The 21419-nt window shown below is 52.1% G+C and carries 19 protein-coding genes; 15 read left to right on the top strand and 4 right to left on the bottom strand.

The features are described 5' to 3' along the window. Positions 1-320: 320 nt before the first annotated feature. From FCL47_RS15560 to FCL47_RS15525, 8 genes are all read left to right on the top strand, one after another. Complete coding sequence (locus FCL47_RS15560) at positions 321-2558, top strand: methyl-accepting chemotaxis protein (protein ID WP_167496514.1); 2238 nt, start codon at positions 321-323, stop codon at positions 2556-2558. A gap of 45 nt (positions 2559-2603) precedes the next feature. Continuing rightward, the gene (locus FCL47_RS15555; RefSeq protein WP_136814448.1) at positions 2604-3776 is read left to right on the top strand and encodes an ABC transporter substrate-binding protein; all 1173 of its coding nucleotides are present in this window, start codon (positions 2604-2606) and stop codon (positions 3774-3776) included. Between the two features lie 39 nt (positions 3777-3815). Further along, entirely contained in the window at positions 3816-5738 is a 1923-nt protein-coding gene (locus FCL47_RS15550) for a response regulator (RefSeq protein WP_136814447.1), read from the top strand. Between the two features lie 38 nt (positions 5739-5776). Then, complete coding sequence (locus FCL47_RS15545; RefSeq protein WP_136814446.1) at positions 5777-6337, top strand: chemotaxis protein CheW; 561 nt, start codon at positions 5777-5779, stop codon at positions 6335-6337. Positions 6338-6391: 54 nt separating this feature from the next. After that, a complete protein-coding gene (locus FCL47_RS15540; RefSeq protein ID WP_136814445.1) occupies positions 6392-9946 on the top strand; it encodes a response regulator in 3555 nt (1184 codons plus the stop codon). Between the two features lie 51 nt (positions 9947-9997). Continuing rightward, the gene (locus FCL47_RS15535; RefSeq protein ID WP_136814444.1) at positions 9998-10456 is read left to right on the top strand and encodes a hypothetical protein; all 459 of its coding nucleotides are present in this window, start codon (positions 9998-10000) and stop codon (positions 10454-10456) included. 196 nt (positions 10457-10652) lie between these two features. Next, positions 10653-11018, top strand: a complete 366-nt coding sequence (locus FCL47_RS15530) for a PleD family two-component system response regulator (RefSeq protein ID WP_136814443.1) — start codon at positions 10653-10655, stop codon at positions 11016-11018. 35 nt (positions 11019-11053) lie between these two features. Beyond that, positions 11054-11746: a DUF2293 domain-containing protein gene (locus tag FCL47_RS15525; protein ID WP_136814442.1), complete on the top strand. Its 693-nt coding sequence runs from the start codon at positions 11054-11056 to the stop codon at positions 11744-11746. A gap of 19 nt (positions 11747-11765) precedes the next feature. Here the strand turns inward: FCL47_RS15525 and FCL47_RS15520 are convergent, their stop codons facing one another. After that, positions 11766-12689 (bottom strand): carbohydrate kinase family protein, encoded by a 924-nt coding sequence (locus FCL47_RS15520; protein ID WP_136814441.1) that lies wholly within the window; start codon positions 12687-12689, stop codon positions 11766-11768. Positions 12690-12699: 10 nt separating this feature from the next. Further along, the gene (locus tag FCL47_RS15515; RefSeq protein WP_167496513.1) at positions 12700-13611 is read right to left on the bottom strand and encodes a DMT family transporter; all 912 of its coding nucleotides are present in this window, start codon (positions 13609-13611) and stop codon (positions 12700-12702) included. 487 nt (positions 13612-14098) lie between these two features. Here FCL47_RS15515 and FCL47_RS15510 point away from each other — a divergent pair, with 487 nt between their 5' ends. From FCL47_RS15510 to FCL47_RS15490, 5 genes are all read left to right on the top strand, one after another. Next, positions 14099-14902 (top strand): transporter substrate-binding domain-containing protein, encoded by an 804-nt coding sequence (locus FCL47_RS15510; RefSeq protein WP_136814439.1) that lies wholly within the window; start codon positions 14099-14101, stop codon positions 14900-14902. A gap of 18 nt (positions 14903-14920) precedes the next feature. Then, a complete protein-coding gene (locus FCL47_RS15505; protein WP_136814438.1) occupies positions 14921-15880 on the top strand; it encodes an amino acid ABC transporter permease in 960 nt (319 codons plus the stop codon). Next, positions 15873-16607, top strand: a complete 735-nt coding sequence (locus FCL47_RS15500) for an amino acid ABC transporter ATP-binding protein (protein WP_136814437.1) — start codon at positions 15873-15875, stop codon at positions 16605-16607. Before FCL47_RS15505 ends, FCL47_RS15500 begins: the two co-directional genes overlap by 8 nt. A gap of 90 nt (positions 16608-16697) precedes the next feature. Beyond that, on the top strand, positions 16698-17186 hold the full coding sequence (gpt, locus tag FCL47_RS15495) for a xanthine phosphoribosyltransferase (protein WP_136814436.1): 489 nt from the start codon (positions 16698-16700) through the stop codon (positions 17184-17186). A gap of 18 nt (positions 17187-17204) precedes the next feature. Beyond that, positions 17205-17591 (top strand): iron-sulfur cluster assembly scaffold protein, encoded by a 387-nt coding sequence (locus FCL47_RS15490; protein ID WP_136814435.1) that lies wholly within the window; start codon positions 17205-17207, stop codon positions 17589-17591. Positions 17592-17609: 18 nt separating this feature from the next. Here FCL47_RS15490 and FCL47_RS15485 read toward each other — a convergent pair whose 3' ends face one another. Further along, a complete protein-coding gene (locus FCL47_RS15485; RefSeq protein WP_136814434.1) occupies positions 17610-17849 on the bottom strand; it encodes a hypothetical protein in 240 nt (79 codons plus the stop codon). Positions 17850-17992: 143 nt separating this feature from the next. On the opposite strand from FCL47_RS15485, the gene FCL47_RS15480 reads away from it, so the two are divergent. Beyond that, the gene (locus FCL47_RS15480; RefSeq protein ID WP_136814433.1) at positions 17993-18415 is read left to right on the top strand and encodes a 4Fe-4S dicluster domain-containing protein; all 423 of its coding nucleotides are present in this window, start codon (positions 17993-17995) and stop codon (positions 18413-18415) included. Continuing rightward, a complete protein-coding gene (locus tag FCL47_RS15475; protein WP_136814432.1) occupies positions 18412-20157 on the top strand; it encodes an aldehyde ferredoxin oxidoreductase N-terminal domain-containing protein in 1746 nt (581 codons plus the stop codon). The genes FCL47_RS15480 and FCL47_RS15475 overlap by 4 nt, the downstream gene beginning before the upstream one ends. A 103-nt stretch (positions 20158-20260) precedes the next feature. Here FCL47_RS15475 and FCL47_RS15470 read toward each other — a convergent pair whose 3' ends face one another. Continuing rightward, positions 20261-21238: a malate dehydrogenase gene (locus FCL47_RS15470; RefSeq protein WP_136814431.1), complete on the bottom strand. Its 978-nt coding sequence runs from the start codon at positions 21236-21238 to the stop codon at positions 20261-20263. Between the last annotated feature and the right edge of the window lie 181 nt (positions 21239-21419).

Here is a 21419-nt window from a genome sequence, read left to right as displayed (position 1 = left end):
AATGGATCAAAATATGTCAAGAAATCATTTTCCTCGTAATATTTTGCAAATTTATTGGATCTCTTCGATGCATGGGCACTGCAGGCGCGGGAGATAAGACCGGTGGTATTCGTTGAAATTGCTGGAACATTGTTTGACAGCAAGCCAGCAAATACAGGTTAGCTGGTAGCGGAACTGCGGGTCCCCAAAAGATAATTTGCGGGGTTAAAAAAAATTTGCAAAAGCCGTCCGATTTACGATAGCCTATACATTATTTTCAATAATAACCATAAATAGCTGGTGTGTGGTTGCGCAGGATCAGAATCGGCGACATGAGGGCAATGAAAATGTCCACCGAGGACAGTAATAATCATTATGGAGATGTGATGGACGAGACGAATAAAGAACCTGAAGTATACGATAATATTGTTTTTAATGAGTCTGAAGGGTATGACGATATTGTTTTTACGAAGGTTGGAGGTGGGAAGATTCGCACCAGGCTTCTGTGGTCGTTTATGATGCTTATCGCTCTTACCCTTGTGGTAATCGCCATCACAATCATCTCTCAGACGTACGCGCAAAAAACTATTAACGAATTGGTTCGGGTACAGGGAAAAATAGCCCGGTTGAGTCTGGAAACAGATAAAACCCTCCGGATAATGCAGGGGTACGAAAAAGATTTTCTGCTCAATCAGGAACGAATAGGCATCCGTAAGGCCAAAGAGCTCTACCTCGATCCCTTTGTCAAAGCCGGAGGGGATGCGTATCAGACCCTGTATCAGATCCAGCAATTGGCTACTGCGACCCAGGATCTTGACGCGGTACAGCAGGCCATGGATTCCATCAATGAATATCTCACCGCCTTTGTTGGCACGGTCGACATTCTCGAAAAACGGGTGGATAAGGAATTTGGTGAGTTGGTTAAATTACGGCAGAGTCTGGAGATTCTTGGTACCACCGCGGCCACTGTTAATTCTCTTGCTGTCAATACAGCATTTTCCAGCCTGAACGCCAGTCTGCAAGATTATTTAGCCGCGCCGAACAGAGAGAGCCTGGCCAGGGTTAATGAGAGCAGAACGGCGTGGCACAAGCTCATCGATGCGTCGATTACTCTTCCGGCAACAAAAGACCTCTTAAAGAAACAATTGGTCGATTTCGATAAATGGCTGGTCGAAGTAGCAAACACGGATAGCATAATTGCTGCCCGAATCAGCGGCTATCAGGAGGCTGCCAAGCGCGCCGAACCGGCAATTAAATCGGTTCTCGATTATGCGGTGGAAAATGAGGCTGCGGCGACGGCGGCTATGGAACATTCCGCCTCCCTGGTCATGAAAGTTGTCCTGGTTGTCGGTATTGTTTCCATCCTGCTCGGCGTGTTTATTGCGATCAGGCTGTCCAGGGGTTTAACCACTCAGGTAAATCATATAATGGGACTATTGGATGAAATCGGCATGGGCAATTATCAGGCCCGTACCGAGGTGGTGAGTAACGATGAACTTGGTGTCATGGCAACAACCCTGAATGCAATGCTGGATAATATCACCACCCTTATTCAGAGCCAGGAAGAAAGAGACAGCATCCAGGATTCAATCATGAGGCTTCTTGAGGATATCAGTGCACTCTCTGATGGTGATTTTACCGCGCGGGCTGAGGTGACCGAGGATATGACGGGGGCGATTGCCGACTCCTTCAACGCCATGGCCGACCAGTTCACCGACATCATCAGTAAGGTCAAGGCCGCAACGGAATCGGTAGATATTACCTCCGAACAGGTTGCCACCCAGACCATGGGGCTTGCCGAAAAGACCATTCTACAGGCAAAGGGCGTCGCTGATGCGGTTGAGGCCATTGAAGAGATGGTCAAGTCGATACGGGAGGTCGCCAATAATGCCCTTCAGTCGGCCTCGGTGTCCAAAACGTCAAGATTAAATGCCCAGGAGGGTGCCCTGGCAGTTAGCGAAACCAGTACGGCAATGGTGGAGATCCGGGAACAGATTAATGAGACGGCGCGTTCAATTAAACGACTTGGTGAAAGTTCGCTGGAAATCGGCAACATCGTTCAGATAATCGATGATATTGCCGACAGGACCTCCATTCTCGCTCTGAATGCATCCATCCAGGCTGCCATGGCCGGCGACGCCGGCCATGGTTTTGCCGTGGTCGCGGATGAGGTTCAGCGTCTCGCGGACAGTTCGAGTAACTCGACCAAGCAGATTGAGCTTCTGGTGAAGAGTATCCAGATGGAGATCAAAGATGTAACCAACCGAATAGATGAAAGTATCGGTAAGGTCGTCCAGGGGACAAAACTTGCAGACGGAGCCCATAACAAGCTGCAGGAGATTGAAAATGTTGCCAGCCAGCTGTCCGAGCTGATTGAGGCGATTACCACTGCCACGACAAGCCAGGTGAAGATGTCGGAGACGATTTCCAGGACAATGGAAGGTGTCGGGGAGGTCAGTCGGGAATCTTCGCTGTCCTCTCAGGATACGGCCACCTCAATGAGCCTGTTGATCAGAACAGCTCGAGATCTGCGGTCGGCGGTGGAAGTCTTCCAGATCGAAGAACAGCAGCCGGCTTAATCGCCGGGGAAGCCTTACTTTTCATCCGCTAAAAAAGGAAAAAGAATGAAGAAGGTCAGCAGTATAATCTTGTTAAGCCTTGTCTTAACAGTTGCCGGGCAGCACAATCTCCTGGCCGATAATGGAACTATCCGGATTGGCGTGATCCTGCCTTTGACCGGAATGTTTGAGCTTGTCGGCAACAACTCCAAGAATGCAGTGGAACTGGTAAAAAAAGATCTTGATGCGGCCGGGGGGATTGAAGTCGGTGGCAAAAAATATAAGATCGAACTTGTCTATGGCGATAATGAATCCAATCCGACGAAGGCGTCGAGTCTGACGGTCAGCCAGATCAGCCGGGAAAACGTGCTCGGTATTGTCGGCGGGCTGAGCAGTCAGCAGGCGATTCCTATGGGGCAGATGGCTCAAGCCTTCTCAACCCCCATGATTTCTCCCTGGTCCACATCACCGGCCACGACCCTGGACCGTCCGTATGTTTTTCGCAGCTGCTTTGTTTTTACCATTCAGGGGCCGGCGATCACTAAATTTGCCGCCAGTGAATTCAACGCCACCAAGGCAGCAGTGCTGTACGATATCACCAGTGCGTATCCGCGCGGAATGGCAAAGACTTTTAAGGAGGCCTTTGAGGCCGCCAACGGTGCCGGTTCGGTCGTCGCCTTTGAAGAATTTCGGACCGGCGATGTTGATTTCAGTAAACAGCTCGAACACATCAAGAATTCCGGCGCGGATTTTCTCTTCACGCCGCAGCATTATAATGAGGTCCCTCTGATAGTGCGGCAGGCTAAGAAAATGGGATTGACCATGCCGATTATGGGGAGCAATTCCTGGGCCGGCGGAGATCTCATGGGGGAGTGCGGTGCCGATTGTAATGGTTTGTTTTTTACCGCGAATTATGCTCCGGGCAACGCCACAGGACTGAATAAGGAATTCGTCGATGCATATATGAAGGCCTACGCACACAATCCAGACGCCCCTGCGGCCCTGACCTGGGACGCTCTTCGGGTAATGCTTGAGGCGATCAAAAAAACCGGGGGACTATCCGGCAATCTTGTGCGCGACCGTACGCTTGTCAAAGATGCCCTGGTCAATATCCGAGGCTTTGCCGGTGCAACAGGGACATTGAGTTTCAACGCCACCGGTAACCCCAATAAATGCGTGGTCGTTGTGAAAATCGATGAGAGTGGTGTGTTCACTTCCCATGATACCATCTGCCCATGATTTCGGGATTTTCTTTATTTCTCCAGCCAGGGACCTGTTATGACCGCTTCACCATCTTCTTCTACGGCGACACAGCGAAATACTGTCGATTACCTCAAATCTGTCCGTTTTCTCCAGGGAGATCTTGATGTTGCAGTAAAAAGCCAGAGCAGGTCCGGCATGCTGCATGTCCGACAGGGGCAGGTTCTTGGGGCCCAGTGCGGTAAATTGCAGGGCAACGGGGCCTTGCTCACCCTGGCTGCAATTGGCCCTGCCGATATTCATAGCGTGCAATCTGTCGGGCCGGTTGAAAAAAACGTGTCGGTGACTGTCAGCCAGATTGAACGTTTTTTCGCCAGATTGCCTGGCCTTGCACAGGCTGAGAGCCAATGCGATGAAGACCGAACGTTTGCTCACGCACTTCAGCTCTTTTTTCAGTTCAGGCGCAAGGAGGCGGGGGCGAAACTGGTTGAGGTCTTGCGCAGCAACCGCTTCTATTATCCGGCATGGCTGTGGCATTCACGGCTGATGACTCAGGAGAATACGATTAAAAAGGCACTGAACGAGGCCAGGCAGTGGGGCAATTCCGATCTGTCCGTACAAAGAGAAGCAAAGAAAATTGCAACACAGTTAACCGGTTCAACTGAACCGGTGAAGCGCTGTATCTTCTGCTGGTCCCTGCTGCAGGCCGGCGAAGAACGGTGTTTTTCCTGCGGAGGCTTCCAGAGAATTTCAAAAAACAGCGGTGATCGGGAGCAGACAAGCACAGACCTGCTGGAAATTTTGCCGCTTTATGATGCTGAATTTAAGAAAAATCCCCGCAATGTGCGGATTGCTTATTGTCTCTGCCTGGGATTTTATTCTCTTGGCAACCTTGATCGAGCCAGCGAGCTTATTACTCAAGCACTGCAGATTGCGCCCCGGGAGCCTCTTTTCATCAGGACCTCTGCTTTACTGCAACCCGTGGCGCCTGAAGTTCGGCAGCAGGCAGCAGCAGCGATGGTCGTACCGCAGCGGACGGCACCTGGCAAAGAAGCGACTGTACCGACGGCTGCAGCAGTCGACAACAAGCCAAAATGTTCAGACAGGACCGTGCTGGTGGTTGAAGACAGTAAAACTGCCAGGAGAGTGATAACGTCTGTTCTTGATCGCAAAGGTTACCGTATAATCGAAGCGGCAAGCGGTACCGAAGCCCTGCTGGCCATCGAGGGGATGGTTCCCGATCTCGTCCTTCTGGATGTAATGCTGCCGGACATGACCGGCTATGACATTCTGGCAGTCATGCGAAAAAACGGCAGATTCTCCGATGTTCCCGTGGTCATGCTGACCGGTAAAAGCGGTGCTGCTGATCGGCAGAAAGGAATAAGCGGCGGCTCGAATGAATATCTGACGAAACCGTTTGAGCCGGCCAAACTTCTGGCAGTATTGGCCAGATATCTGGAATCATCGGTTCAGCATCCGCCAAGCCGGCCCCCTCTGCCTGCTCTTGAAAAGGCTGAAACCGTGGTGGAACCCGCTGTTGTTCAACCGGCGGTCACGAGACCGCCTGCCGCCCCCCCGGCGGCTATGGTGGCGCCGACAGCGGCCGAGCCGACAGGGGGAATGCCCCGGGAGAACGAACTGAAAAAAACAGTTCTGATTGTCGAAGACAGTCCAACTTCCAGAAAAGTAATCGCCATGGTGTTGTCAAGAAAAGGGTATCTGGTACAGGAAGCGGTTAATGGTCAACAGGCGCTGAGAATGATTGAGGAGGCACGGCCGCACTTGATTCTGCTGGATGCCATGTTACCGGACATGACCGGCTATGATATCCTGGCAAGGCTGCAGCAAGACCTGGGACTCAAAGAGATTCCTGTTGTCATGCTGACTGCAAAAGATAGTCCAATGGACCGTGAGAAAGGGATAAGAGCCGGGTCGTCGGCGTATCTCACCAAACCTTTCAATCCGGAGAAACTTCTCTCGGTTATCGGTAGTTATATATAACTACCCGGTAAAAAATTCTTCATTTGCAGAGTGAATTCATGTCAAGGATGTTGGCTTTACCAGATCTTATTGCAAATATTGATGCGCAACTGGCCGAGGTGACGGACCGAGCCGATGCAATAGCGCGGCAGGCCGCTGCCGATCGGGAAGAGCCGCGCCGTTATATCCTGGTGGGCATCGGGACCCTGCACCTGGCGATAGCTATTGATGATCTGTCGGAAGTCGGTCCTTTGCCGACTGTTACAGTCCTGCCTCATCTTCCTGGCTGGATTCAGGGGATCGTGAATATCCGGAGTGAAATCGTCTCCGTTATCGATTTCGGTACTTTTATCAGATATTCAGACAGCGGGTGTGCCGGCAGGCGACTTGCCGTGCTCCGGTACAAAAAAAGAAAAATAGGCATTCGCCTGGATCGAATTGTCGGAACGGTGAGCCGGGTCATGTCGGAGACAAAACCCCTTGCGATGATCGACAGACACGCGGTCGATACCACGCTTTTCACCGCCGGTCTCCTGATTGAAGAGAGTTTCTACTATATTCTCAACGTCCCCATGCTGCTGACTCTGCAGCGGCTGGTTGATTATAACCGCAGGGGGTGAAAAAATGAGTAAAAATGGTGCAGTAATGAACAGCAATAGAGAGGATTCGCAATAATGGCAAAGTTTTCCACTGCCGAACTCGTTGAGCTCTTTTATCAGGAAGTCGAATCCTATATTCCTGAGATTGCGCAATGCCTGGACGAGCTTGCATCAGATAACAGCGCTGTAGACGCCATAGAAAAACTGCACCGGCTTTTTCATAACATCAAAGGGGCCGCATCGCAGGTGCAGTTGACCGACATGAGCCAGGGGGCCAGAGTGGTCGAATCAGCCCTGGATGAATGCATTGCAGGTCGGCAGCCGATTGCCGATCGCCTGCTGACAGCTCTGCAGCAAATATTTGCGCTGCTAAAAAAATCCTGCAGCAACGAAAACCATAACGATGTGCCGCAGGATTTTCATGAGCAGGTCGTCGCATTATTCACAAAAATTGACGCCGAAAAGAGTGCCGACAACCGGCAGAAAGGCCAGGCTCCCGCGTTGCTGCGCAAGTATCTGCCTGAGGTTCGCGCCATTTTTCCGTTATTGCAGGAACTTGCCAACTGCCTCGCGGGAGACGGAGACAATAAAGCGCACAACCTCTTGGTTTACGGCAAACTCGCTCGTGCGGTATCGATTCTTGCGGCCACGGTCCAGGCGGCAGGAATGCGGCAACAGAGCCGGCTCATGCAGGAGTTCCATCTGCTCCTGCAAAAAGTACACTCCGGTATCATTGGCCACCAGCCTGAACTGGCGGGATTGATCCTCGATTTTCTGCAGTTTCTCGAAATCATCTTCAGTCGTGAGAATCCTGAAAACAGTGCCACGGTACACAAAGTAACAGAGCAGCTGCAGAGATTCGAGGCGTTGCTGACAGTACTTGGCCAAAAGGCGCAAGTGCCGTCTGTCGCCAAAGAAACCGACCCTGTGGCAGCCCTCGATCTGGAAACGTCCGATTTCTTCGATGATCCGGCTGCAGGTGATCAAACCGATTTTCTGGATGAGTTTGACGCTGCTGATTTTGCCGTGGAAGAGATGGCAGAAGGTGAAGAACTTGGCGGTCTTGCGGAGCCTGCCCTGGTCACCGATTCCTCTGTCCCGGTCCCTGACGTCTCTGCGCCGGTCGTGGAAGCGGTAGCGCCGCTTGCAGAACCGGTCCCGTCTATTGCGGAAGAACCAATGGCGTCGATGGACGAAGAACAGCTGCTCCTGATGGAGATCTTCCGCGAAGAGTGCGACGAACATCTCATTGTTATCAACCAGTCGTTGAACTTTCTCGAAAATCGGGTCAAACAGCCAATTTCCCCAACACCTGAACTGCTGGCTTCTGTCAGTGCAATGCGGCGGGCGGTACATACCTTAAAGGGTGCGGCGTCGATGACCGGGCTCAGCCTGCTCGCCCGAGGAGCGCACGTCCTGGAGGATCTGCTCGATTGGCTGCATGACGAGGCTGACACGATACACCCTCGGGAAGTGCAGATTATTGCCTCTGGTATCGATGTTATCGAATCGCTGGCGCAATCGCCTCAGGCCCAGGAATCGCCGCGACTGGAAAGCCTGGTCGATACGATCAACCAGTATATGCTTGCCTGCTCAACGGCTGATGCGGTAGAGAACAGTGCCTCTGCGCAGTTGAGTTCGCAGCCGGCAGGAGAAAAGGCGAGGACTGCAGCGAGTGAGCAGGTACCTGATATCGCCCCTGCGTCTTTTGGGGAGATGGGCCCGGTACCACCGGCAGAACCGGCGAGTGGAGAAAATAACGCTACCCTGCCCGGCGACCTGGGGACCCTGCGGGTAAGAATTGAAGATCTGGATGAGCTGGTGAGTATCGAAGGGGAGCTGGTTGTGGCTCGCGGCGCCATGGAGAAAATGCTGGAGAAGTTTACCCAGACCCTCGTCGAATTGGAAAATGTTAAAGATACTCTGCGCAGAAAATCCCAGGAACTGGAGTCGGGCTTTGAAGTGCAGTCGCTGTACGGTTTTAGTCCTGTCAGCGCGCATGGTGAAGGCAATGGTCCGCTCAACAGTGAGCTGGCCGATTTTGACCCCATTGAACTGGATCGCTATTCACAGTTGAACCTGATAATCAGGTCCCTCAACGAGGTCGCCGTCGACGTAAACTCCATCCATGCAACGCTTACTTCGGTGGCAGGCGACATCAGTGGCCAGGCAGGCAAGCAGCAGTTGACCATGCGGCTGATGCAGGATAAGCTCATGCGCATCCGGATGACCCCTCTGTCGTCAATTTCGCGGGTTCTTTTCCGGACCGTCCGGGATGCGTCTTCCAAACTGGGCAAGAAGGTGGCGCTCACCGTGACCGGAGAAGATGTGTACATGGACAGGTTCGTCTGGGCTGGAATAACCGATCCACTCATGCATATTCTGCGCAATGCAGTTGATCATGGCATCGAATCGCCTGAGCTTCGGGCAGCTCTCGGCAAGCCGGAAACTGCAGCCATCTCGGTGCATGCCGAGCAGCGAAGCAGGCATGTTGTCCTGCGTATAGCCGATGACGGGGGTGGTATTGATTATACCCTTATCCGGGATAAGCTCACTCGCGAAGGTCTGATAGACAAGGCCGAGACCGTAAACGAAAAAGAATTGCTCGAATATCTCTTTCACCCAAGTTTTACCACCAGGCAGGAAATTACCACGCTCTCCGGGCGTGGAGTGGGGCTTGATGTCGTCAAAAGAAATATCCAGGATCTGCGCGGCTTCGTCCAGATACACAATACCCCGGGACAGGGGGTCGTTTTTGAAATACAGATTCCTTTTTCCCTCTCCGTCAATCGTGCGGCAGTCGTATCGGTTGCCGGTAGAGAGTATGCCGTCCCCCTGCAGGATATCCTGCAGGTGAAACACTTCTCGCCGGGCGAAATTGATGAAACAGGAGGCTTGTCCGTTCCCTTCGGCGATGGATATGTCCCGGCAATAAATCTTGGTTTCCACCTGCAGCTGGAACAGAAAATGGACACCCTGGCGGCTGCACCCGAAGGTCTGCTGGCAATTGTGTTTATGAAGGGTGACAAGCCTTATGCGGTAACCATCGATTCGGTTGTCGAACAGCGGGAGATAATAGTTAAAAATCTCGGTAGTCATCTGACCCATGTTCGAGGCATAAGCGGGGTGACCCTTACCGGGAGCGGAGGGGTCATTCCAATTCTCAATCTGCATGAGCTGGTGGATGTTCCGATCGATTATGCCATGCCGCATCATGCACCGGTACTGCAGGACAAGACGACTGCACCGATCAAGGTGTTGATCGTTGATGATTCCATTAGTGTGCGGCACAGTGTGGCTCGACTGGTGGAGAGCCGATCCTGGCAGCAGCAGCAGGCGGTTGACGGCCTGGACGCCCTGGCCAAACTGGAGAGTTTTTTGCCGGACGTGATCATCCTCGATATCGAAATGCCCCGAATGAACGGCTATGAGTTCAAATCAACTGTTAATAATCAACAGGAATATAAAGACATTCCCGTTGTAATGCTGACCTCCCGGGCATCGGAAAAACACCAGGCAAAGGCCAGGGAACTGGGGATTGACCACTATCTCACCAAGCCGTACCAGGAGGAAACCTTTGTGCAGCTGCTGGAAGCTATCTGTAACGGCTCCTCATCCGATCTTGTCTGATGCGACCCTGCAGGTTGCTGGATCCTTTGCCAAATAACCCTTTATGACACTATGAAAAAACAGCTCGAAATAGCCACCATAAAAGCGAACAGCACCGATTTCCATGGATGGGAGATTTTCTGGGTTTTGAGTAAAAATCAACTCGAACTTCTTTTTAAAGAAGTTGAGATGTTTTCCTCATCACCTGCCCTCGTCACCGCAAAATATCAGGATGACCTGCTGCCGGTGGTTAATCTGGAAAACTATTATGGGCTGGAGGTCAGAAAGAGGAACAACCTGCCTAAATATCTTGTTGTCAGGTCGGTCAACGAAAAGAAGGAACTGGTTAGGTTCATCATCGAGATACCACAAAAATATACTCTGCAAAAGCTTGCGACAGGTATAGAAACTTTGCAGGCGCCGATGATGGCCCGAAACGGCGAAAATGTGCTGGGGCTCTATGCCCTTGCCCCCGGTCAACTCGGTGTTGTGCCGGATTTTGTCCGGATAGGCCAATCCCTGCAATTATAGAGGATTGAAAATGTGTGTCGCCGGAAGTTGCGTCGGCAATCAGTGGAAAAATCAACAGGAACGCAATTATTCGCTAAAACAAATCTTCTTTCCCTGTCAATAAACTGGTGTAACTCTCAGAAAAGATAATGAAAAAACGCTCAGGATATGGCAAGAGGAAGGTTTTGACAATTTCCCCACCAAAAAGGAAAACAGTATGGCAGCAAAATTAATTATGATCGTAGAGGATAGTCAGACAGACATGCGCATCGCCGAGTCTATCTGCAGTGAGAACGGCTATGAAACCGTAGCTGTAACAGAAGGTGATAAAGTTCTATCCACCGCGCTGGAGAAAAAGCCGGATTTAATTCTGCTCGATGTCATTCTCCCGAATAAGAACGGTTTTCAGGTGTGTCGCCAGTTAAAATCCAACCCCGAAACACAAGGAATAAATATCGTCATTGTCAGCAGTAAGGATCAGGCCAGTGACAAATTCTGGGGAAAGAAACAGGGGGCTGACGATTATATCACCAAACCGTATACCGAGGGTGAGCTCCTGGCAGCTATAGAAAAGAATATATGACAGGATCGTTTCCGGTACAGAGAGGCTGAACAGGAATGCCGCAACAAAATCGCCTGGTCAAACCAGGCAGAACAGAAAGAATTGTCCTGAGCGAGACAGGGGAGCAGCTGGCTGTTCCGGAGGACTGGGCCCTGCTTGCGCCGGGCGACGGCCCGCTTACCAAGATGGTCAAGGCAAAAGGGCCGACGTGGCTGGTTCAGGTAAAGGCCAAAAAGAGATTTATTTCCAAGGGAATCTGGGCAAAAGAGGAACATATCCTGGCCGCCAGAGAGGAGCTGGAGGCAAAACGCTCGGCCCCGGGGTATGCCAAAAAACGTCAGCAGCAGCTGGATGGGCGGGAAAAAAAGCACCAGGAGTATGTCGAGCAATTTTATATTGAAGTCCTCGACTTTCTCGGTTTTCACTGCCGGTATGCCGGCCTTGCGTCCCGACTGGCCAGAGTCGTCACCGAGTTTGCAACCCCGGTTGGCAGCGGCACCGTGGCGCGGACGGAGCGAATCCCTGTCGCAGATCGTGCGCGCAGTGCAGTCATTGCCTGGATGCGGCATCAGACTACCAATTATGACCGTATGGCCATCGCCCGGGTCAAGGGAACAAGGCGACAGGTCCGAAGAGAGCTGGCGGGCCGCTCTCTCGACCTGCTGCAGCTCTACCGCGATGGCCATGACATCCCCCCATCCTGTCCCCTGCAAAGGGCCCTGGACAGCTCATCCTTGACTGACTCGTAAAAAGTCAAATTTGAAATGGTTAGTTTGCCCGCATCCGGTTGGCAAACTCCTCGGGAGTGAACGAATACACCTGGGTCCCGTTGCATTCAACGGCAAAAGAGGCGCAGACGCTGCCTTGGATGGCACTGGTTTCCAGGTCACTGCCGTTGATCAGGCCACTGAGCAGTCCGCCCCGGAAGGCGTCGCCAGCCCCTGTCGGGTCGACTACTCTGGCTGCCTTAAAGGAGGGAATTGTTATTTTGCCGGACGGTTTGTAAAGTTCTGAACCGGCCTCGCCCAGAGTAATAATGGTTGCATCGGCCAATCCCAGCAGTTCATCTTTCGTCAAGCCGGTCTTATCCAGAATGAGATTGAACTCGTAATCGTTGACGATGAGAAGCATGCAGCCGGTAATGACATCGATTAAATCCTGGGCCTGCAGTACGGGAAGAGCCTGGCCGGGATCAAAAATATAGCCAATGTTTTTCTGCTTGCACAGTTTTGGGTAGTTGATCATATCATCAAGATTCCCGGGGGACACCAGCAGCAGGGTTTCTTCCGGGTTGAGACTGTTAAAGTCGAGTCCGGAGGAGTATTTCATTGCCCCGGGGTTAAAACCGGTAATCTGGTTGTTGCTTTTATCGGTCGTTATATACGCTCCGGCCGTCAGCTCCTGGGGGATAACGGTGATTTCCGTTCTGGAAATCGAATGTTGGTCCAGCCACTCGAAATATTTATGATGGTCGCTGCCGATAGTGGCGGTAATCGTTGAATCTTTCCCCATCAGTTTGAGGGCATACGCAATATTACCGGCAGTCCCGCCATAGTTCTCCGTGACCCCGTCTACCTGGAAGCAAACGTTGAGGCTGTGGATTTTGTCCGGCAGGATATGGTCGGAGAAACTCTCGGGGAAATTCATGATTCGATCATAGGCCAGTGAGCCGGAGATAAATATGTTCTTCATTGTCAAACCTTTATGTTGATGTTGATATGTTGATTTCGTTGTTTTTCGGGGTGTGATTGGCCAAGAGGACAGCCCCGAGGACAAGCGCTCCACCAGCCAGCTGCATAAGTGAGAGCGTCTCTCCCAGCATCATCCAGGCTCCGCAGGCGGTGACCAGGGGAATGCCGTTGATGCAGACAGCAGCCTGCGCCGCGGGAATTCTGGTCAGCGCATGATTATAGCACAGGAATGCCACGATGGTAGCAAAAATAGTCAGCACGACCAGGGCGATCAGCGATTCACTGGAGACTGCCTGCCAGTGAAGTTTTGGCAGATCCCAGAGAAATGCCGGGAAAAATAGCAGGGCACCGAAGATAATCTGCATGCCGGTGATCTGCAGAGAGGTGAGCGATTCGCCTAATCGCCGGGTCATAATCATGTAAATGGAGGCAGCAAGCACAGCCCCGAAGATAAGCATATCGCCCAGCAGCATGCCGCCGGCCTCCTGGACGTCGCCGCCAAAAACCAGCAGAGCCACGCCAACCAGGGAGAAACAGATGCCGAGTGTATTCAGCAGGCGCAGCCTCTCTTTTAAATACAGTGCGGAGAGGACCAGCACGACAATGGGAATGGTGGCGATGATCAGGGAGGTTTTGGTCGCTGAGGTGTATTGAAGCCCCGTGGTTTCAAAGAGAAAATAGAGGCCGGGCTGCATGAGAGTAAGTAACAGAAGAGATTGTAACGTTTTGCCGGTAAGGGGCGGAAAACCGGTACGCCAGAGTAACATGCCAAAAAAAATCGAGGCGGCAAAAAAACGGAAAAATATCAGACAGAATGGGGTGAAGCTCTGCAGGGCGATTTTGGTCGCCACAAAGGAGAGTCCCCAGAATAGAACTGCTGTTGCTAAAGCGAAATAGGTTAGAAGAGAGCTTTCGGTTTTCATCAGTCGATTTATTGGCTGTGAGTAACATTTCCATACAGGGCATTTCCGTACAGGGCGGTGCCGTCTGGTCCTGGAACGTAAACGATTAGGCATAAAATATCTCGCAGGGAATGGTGCCGACGGAAAAAAAGATATGCCTTGCGGTTGAGAGGAACGGGCAATGGCTGATGAATTTGTTACAAAGATGTGAGAAGCCAGGAAAACTAAGCGTTCACACAAGAATCTCCTTGAGTTTTGCCGAGGATTTTGTTACGCAGGAATGAGTTGTTTACTCGTGGACCCGATTGAATTTTTATATAATACCAAATAGTTGTTTTTCGTTGCCGACTGCCGCATGCTCACACGAGATAGTCTGTCCAAGGAGCTGAAAGGCTGATTCTTCCCCCCAGCGAATGCCCTGTTCATGGCAGAGTGGAGGGATAAACAGAGGAGCCGTTCATTCGTCAAGGGTATTACCCTTATACTTAACTATAAAAAGGAGAGAGAGATGAAAAAACTGTCGTTACTGGTAGCTGTTGCACTGGCTATGCTCACTTGCTCTGCAGGAACAGGCTTTGCTGAAGATACCCTGGCGGAAATTCAGAAGCGCGGGACTCTGCGGGTGGGTATGGAACCCGGCTACATGCCATTTGAGCTGACCAATCAAAAAGGCGAAATCATCGGTTTCGATGTTGATATGGCCACAAGAATGGCCAAAGCAATGAAAGTTAAGCTCGAACTCGTGTCTACTGCCTGGGACGGAATTATCCCGGCACTGCTGACCAAGAAATTCGATGTCATCATGTCCGGTATGACCCTTACCCAGGAGAGAAACCTGACGGTAAATTTTGCCACTCCTTATATCCTGATCGGTCAGTCGGTGCTGTTGAAAAAAGATCTCGCCGACAAGGTCAAATCGTACAAAGACCTGAACGACCCCAAATACACCATCGCTTCGAAATTAGGCACTACCGGCGAGCAGGCCACGAAACGGATGATACCTAATGCCAAGTACATTTCGTATGAAACCGAGCAGGAAGGGGTCATGGAGCTGTCCAATGGCAAGATTGATGCTTTTATCTACGATTTGCCGTTTAATACCATCGCCATGGGCCAGAAGGGTGCCGGAAAATTTGTCCATCTCGACGAGCCTTTCACCAAGGAGCCACTGGCCTGGGCTATCCGCAGGGGGGACCCCGATTTCCTTAACTGGCTGGACAATTTCATGAGTCAGATCAAATACGACGGCGTATATGACAAGATTTACGCCAAGTGGTTTCATGACGATGCATGGTTAAAAGAAATCCAGTAATTAAAAGGAAGTGCAAATTTGAAAGCCAGAGAGAAGACCTGGCCCTGGAGACTTTTGCTGGTGGTTATCCTGCTTGGGATAGCCGCCGGCACCTGGGGTGCAGTCAGCAAAATCGACTATAAATGGCGATGGTACAGAGTACCTCAGTACTTTATGTACCTTGCGGAAGATGCACAGAAAATCCCCTTTGACGGCAAGGTGACTGCCGTTGTGAAGGGCAACAAGAATACCAAGGTGACGGTGGTCTCCGAGAGTGCAGAGACCAAAACGATACAAGTCACCAGTGACACCCTGAAGGTGTCCGAGGGTGAGGATTTGTTTGCCGGTGATACCGTCGGCTTTACCAAAACCTGGCGGCTTGGTCCATTGATGCTCGGTCTCTGGACAACTCTCTGGCTGTCGGCAATTTCCAGTGTGTTCGCCCTCATCCTGGGTCTTTTGACCGGCATTGCCCGGGTCTCAAAGAATATCACCTTAAGAGGCCTGGCGATGGTCTACGTCGAATGTATTCGTGGAACGCCGCTGCTGGTACAAATCTTCATTGCCTATTTTTTCCTTGGCACAGTGTTCAATCTCAGCCGCAATGTCTGTGGCGTCGGGGCATTGGCCCTTTTTGCCGGGGCTTATGTGGCGGAGATAGTTCGTGCCGGGGTGCAGAGTATTCCGAAAGGACAGATGGAGGCCAGCAGATCGCTTGGTATGACGGCCTTTCAGACCATGAAAGATATTATTCTGCCCCAGGCCTTCAAGAAAATCCTGCCGCCGTTATCCGGCCAGTTCATCAGCCTGATCAAGGACTCGTCTCTGGTTTCAGTTATTGCCATTACTGATCTGACCAAATCGGGTCGGGAGATTATCACCTCCACCTTTGCCACCTTCGAGGTGTGGATTGTGGTGGCGGCGATGTATCTGCTGGTGACTTCGGTCTTGTCGCAACTTGTTTTTTACATGGAACGGAGGCTCGCCGTCAGTGATTAAAGCCGACAATGTAGTGAAGGTGTTCAGCAGTCGTTCCGGGGAAGTACGTGCCGTGGATGGGGTGTCGACCGAGGTGGCGCGCGGAGAAGTTGTGGTGGTCATTGGTCCGTCCGGTTCAGGGAAATCGACTTTTCTGCGCTGCATAAACGGGCTGGAGACGTTTACCGAGGGCCATATTTTTATCGATGGCGTGGACCTGGCGGATAAAAAAACCAATATCAATAAGATTCGGGCCGAGGTGGGCATGGTGTTTCAACAGTTCAACCTCTTTCCCCATAAGACGGTACTGGAAAACCTCACCCTGGCCCAGTGTCGGGTCCGCAAAAGGAGCAAAAAGGTTGCCGACGAAAAAGCCCAGGCCCTCTTGAAAAAAGTCGGCATTCCGGAAAAAGCCGGAGAGTATCCTTCAAGGCTTTCCGGGGGGCAGCAGCAGCGAGTGGCAATTGCCCGGGCGCTGGCGATGGACCCCAAGGTCATGCTCTTTGATGAACCAACCTCCGCGCTTGACCCGGAAATGGTTGGCGAGGTTCTCGATGTCATGAAGCAGCTCGCCCGGGAAGGCATGACCATGATTGTGGTCACCCATGAAATGGGCTTTGCCCGGGAAGTGGCCGACCGGGTCATCTTTATGGATGAGGGAAAGGTCGTTGAGGTGGGCACACCGGAACATTTCTTTACCAACCCGCAGGAAGAAAGAGCAAAGCTGTTTTTAAAGCAGGTGCTCTGATTGATGCCATCGTGAAATTCAACTTCTTCATCCGGTTGCCATGCGTTGCATGGGAACCGGATGAGCATTTTTACAACGCTGAAAACGAATATGTCAAAAAATTCAGATTATCAAAAAACATATCCTATTTCGTGGGATCAACTGCATCGCGACTCCAAGGCCCTTGCCTGGCGTCTGCTCAATATCGGACCTTTCAAGGGTATAATTGCCATAACCCGCGGAGGCTTAGTGCCGGCAGCCATCATCGCCCGTGAGTTGGATATCCGTCTGGTGGACACTATCTGTCTTTCCAGCTATGACTGGCAGGACAGAAAGGGCGAGGTCAACACCCTGAAGTCGTTTGACGGTGATGGAAAAGGCTGGTTGATAATCGACGACCTCGTCGACACCGGGCGAACTGCCCAGGTGGTCCGGGAAATTGTGCCGGAGGCCCATTTCGCCACGGTGTATGCAAAACCTGCCGGGCGGCCGATGGTTGATACGTTTATCACCGAGGTGAGCCAGGATACCTGGATTCTTTTTCCGTGGGACACCGAATCGCAGTTTGTTGTGCCGCTTGCCGGCAGGGACAAAAGGTGAGGTGAGAGGGATAGCGGTATGAAAAGCACATTCGATTTCTGGCAGGATCATTCCGAACAGTTTCTGGTGATGGCCAATCTCTGGGAGAGAAGAACGGCCATGGAAAAACCCGATGCTGTCGGGAAAAAGACCGGGGACTGCGGTGATACCATAACCATTTATCTTGCGGTCAATAAAGGTGTCGTGGAGCAGCTGACCTATGAACTGGAGGGGTGCATGAACACCAATGCCTGCGCCAATGTCCTGGCTGAGCTGGTGGAGGGAAAACCGGTCGAGCATTGCTGGAATGTGACCCCGACCGATATTATCGATTTTCTGCAGACCCTGCCGGAGGACCATCATCACTGCGCCGAACTGGCCGTCGGCACTCTGTATCTGGCTCTGGCGGATCTGGCGAAGGGCTAGGCTGAAAGATCTCTCCGCTCAGTGGGTTGCTTCGGGAGGATTCGGTGTCCATTCAAGTATTCTCCCCTGACCGTACGACATTTTAATGATATACTCGGCAAACTGATAGTCGAGATCCTTATCGTCCGGCCCGGCCGGTCCTGTGCAGGTGGCGAGAAACATATCCGCCATTTCCATGATGATTGACCGGAAAGGGCCACTGACCAACAGGTTGTCTATCGTGTGCTCGCCCAGATTATGCACGGTAAATCTAACCATCGCATCGCCTCACAGATGAAGAGTTTTTATATCGACAACACTGATAAATTCGTAAAAAACTTAAATTTGAGATGATTAAGTAAAAAGCCATTCTCCAACTTTAGAACAACTCGGCTGAAAATGGAAGTGCATCAGAAAAAGATATGAAACAGCTTACGACCCCCCGCATGGACCAGTGCATCGGCTGCCAGTCCTGCTCCCTGGCCTGTGCCCGCCTTGTCTATCACCGGATTTCCTGGAATACGGCAGGCATCCGCATTCATTCCTCGGGTGGTCTTTCCACCGGATTTATTGCCAACAGATGTCTGGCCTGTGATCCGCCTCCCTGCGCTGAGGTGTGCCCCACCGGCGCTTTTACCAGCCGACCCGGCGGCGGGATTATCATGAAGAAAAAGCTGTGTATTCAATGCGGAAAATGCATTGATGCCTGTCCCGTTGACGCTATTTACCAGGATCGTCGGGGCGATGTCTACGTCTGCCTCCATTGTGGTCAGTGTGTCCCGTTCTGCCCGCAAAATTGCCTGGAAATGGTCGACAGCCACAGTATCGAAGAGGTGCTGGTATGATCAGGGAGGAGTTTCGCATCCTGCTGGTTGATGTTGCATCCGGTAAAGGAAAGATTGTTCTGCTCGATGGCCGCAATGAAGTGGCCGGTGGCAGCGGGCTCGCCGCGCTGCTCTATATGCAGTATGGTCAGCCTGAATTGGACTGGGACGATGCGGCACAGCCGCTCATCTTTGCCATCGGTCCATTGACCGGCTATTTCCCGCTCATGAGCAAAATGGTCTGTTCATTCAAATCGAATTATCATGGCGAATACACCGAAAGCCACGCCGGCGGACGTGCCGCACTGTCGCTCAGATTTTCCGATCTTGATGCGCTTGTGCTGGTCGGTAAAGCAAAACGGCTGAGCTGTCTTGGCATCGGCGCCAATCATCTCGAGCTCAAGGATGCCGCTTTCCTGCGCGGTACGGATGCGGAAAGCTCCGGCAAACTGATCAGAAGGATGTTTAAAGGCGGCAGTGGTCACCGTTCGATCATGCGCATTGGCCCTTCGGGGGAGGTCGGCTCGGCTATGGCCTGTATCAATGTCGATACCTACCGCCATTTTGGCCGGATGGGCGGCGGTGCAGCCATGGGCGCAAAAAATATCAAGGCTATCGTCATCCACGGCGACTCCGATTTTGATGTTCCGCCCGGAAAAGAATATGCGCGACTGTATAAGGAGGTGTATACCAAGGTTACGTCTACCGATATGATGCGAAAATATCATAATCTGGGGACTCCGGCGAACCTCCAGGGCCTCAATGATATCTCGTCTCTGCCCTGGCGCAATCTGCAGCAGACCAGTGACCCCGGTATATCTTCCATCACCGGCAAGAGTTTTGCCGACAATACCCTGCTGAGAAACGGCGCCTGTTCCGGCTGCCCGGTAGGCTGTATTCATATCGGGTTTATCCGGGAAAAAATGGCCACCGACAACCGCTACCATTATCATCAGGTGGCCTATGATTATGAACCGATCTTTGCCGCCGGTACCATGCTTGGGGTAACCAACAGCTTTGATGTGCTGCGCATCCTGGATGTCATGGAAAAGGTGGGGCTTGATGCGATGTCCGGCGGAGTGGCCCTGGGCTGGGCAACCGAGGCCACAGAGCAGGGGCTGATATCGGCAAAAGAGACCCTTGTTCCGCTTTCTTTCGGCGATGCCGCCGCTTATCAGCAGGCGGCACGGCATCTCGGCCGGGGCAGCAACGATTTTTACCGGCTGCTTGGCCAGGGGACACTGAAGGCTGCCGCAGTTTACGGCGGTGGTGATTTTGGCTGCGTTCTCGGTCAGGAAATGGCTGGTTATGCCACCGGCGAGCTGTTCTTTGCCGCCCAGACCCTTGGCTTTCGCCATTCTCATCTTGATACCGGGGCCTACAGCTATGACCAGAAAAATTCGGACCGGGATATAACGCGAGCGGTGGATTTCCTGATCGACGATGAGCCCGGCCGGGCATTTCTCACCTCAATGGTGGGCTGCCTCTTTGCCAGGTCAGCCTATACAGAAGAGCAGTTGGCTGAATGTCTGCGGACGGTTGGCTTTGACAAACTTTCCAGCTCGATTCCACAGGTTTCCGAACATATCCGCGCCCTGCGCTGGAAGGTTCGGGCGCGGACCGGCTTTGATCCGGATAACTTCGCCATCCCGAAACGTTTTTATCAGGTGAAAACCTGGAAAGGGGTGGTTGATAAAGAATATCTCGACAGCTTGAAGCAGGAGTACGGCAGAAGAATCCAGGCGATTATCGCCGGGGATTGATCCTGCACCCATGCGCCGCATGGATACAAGATTAAAAGAGGCAGCCTCCCGCGTAGCGGGAGGCTGCCTCTTTTAGTTGATACGGTAAAGCGTGCTATATTTTTTAAAGAAGGTCGGCAATAGCCTCTTTCTCGGAGAGCAGCTCGGCCTCGGTGGCTTTCATCATTTTGCGGGCGAAGTCGCCGATTTCCAGGCCTTGGATTTCTTTCCATTCGCCGTTTTCACAGGTGATCGGCAGGGCGTACATAATATCCTCGTCGATGCCGTAGCTGTTGCCGCCGCTGAAAACACCCATGCTGACCCATTCGCCGTTTGAGCCAAGCGCCCAGTCCCGCATATGGTCAACGGCGGAAGATGCCGCTGATGCCGCGCTGGATGCACCGCGGGCCTTGATGATGGCTGCACCGCGTTGCTGAACGGTCGGAATGAAGTCACTGACATACCAGTCATTGTCGACTTTGTCTTTTACCGGCACGCCGTCAACGGTTGCATAGCTGATATCGGGGAACTGTGTGGCGGAATGGTTACCCCAGACGACCATTTTTTTCACCTTGGTCGAATGGCTGCCGGTTTTAGCCGCGATCTGCGACAGAGAACGGTTGTGGTCGAGACGCATCATGGAGGTGAAATTGCGCGGATTGAGATCCGGGGCATTTTTCATGGCGATAAGGGCGTTGGTATTCGCCGGGTTGCCGACCACCAGTACTTTGACGTTGCGGTTGGCATGATCGTTGAGGGCCTTGCCCTGCACAGTAAAGATCGCGCCATTGGCCTTCAGCAGGTCGGAGCGCTCCATTCCTGGACCACGTGGTCTTGATCCGACCAGAAGAGCGTATTCGACATCTTTAAAGGCAACATTGGGATCATCGGTGGTAACAATACCGGCGACCAGCGGGAAGGCGCAGTCGTTGATTTCCATAACCACGCCTGCCAGGGCACCCATTGCCGGTGGGATTTCGAGGAGTTGGAGTATTACCGGTTGGTCCTTTCCGAGCATATCACCCGATGCAACGCGGAATATGAGGGAGTAACTGATTTGTCCGGCGGCACCGGTGATTGCTACGCGTACTGGGGTTTTCATGTGTGTCTCCTTTGAATAGGGATTGCGTTCCTTGCAGATTATTGTCTGCGTGTCTACTGGCAGACAATCAGCACACAAGGTGCTTCTCCCGGCTTATTTCCCGTTTACCGGGGTTGGATTGTATCACAAAAACGTCTTGTTAAGCGCGAACAGGAGCCAAGATACCATAATGTTCCGGATG

The organism is Desulfopila sp. IMCC35006 (genome assembly GCF_005116645.1).
Classification (GTDB): Bacteria; Desulfobacterota; Desulfobulbia; order Desulfobulbales; family Desulfocapsaceae; genus Desulforhopalus_A.
The sequence above is the reverse complement of the archived record's forward strand: the minus strand, read 5'-3'. Positions and strand labels throughout refer to the sequence as shown.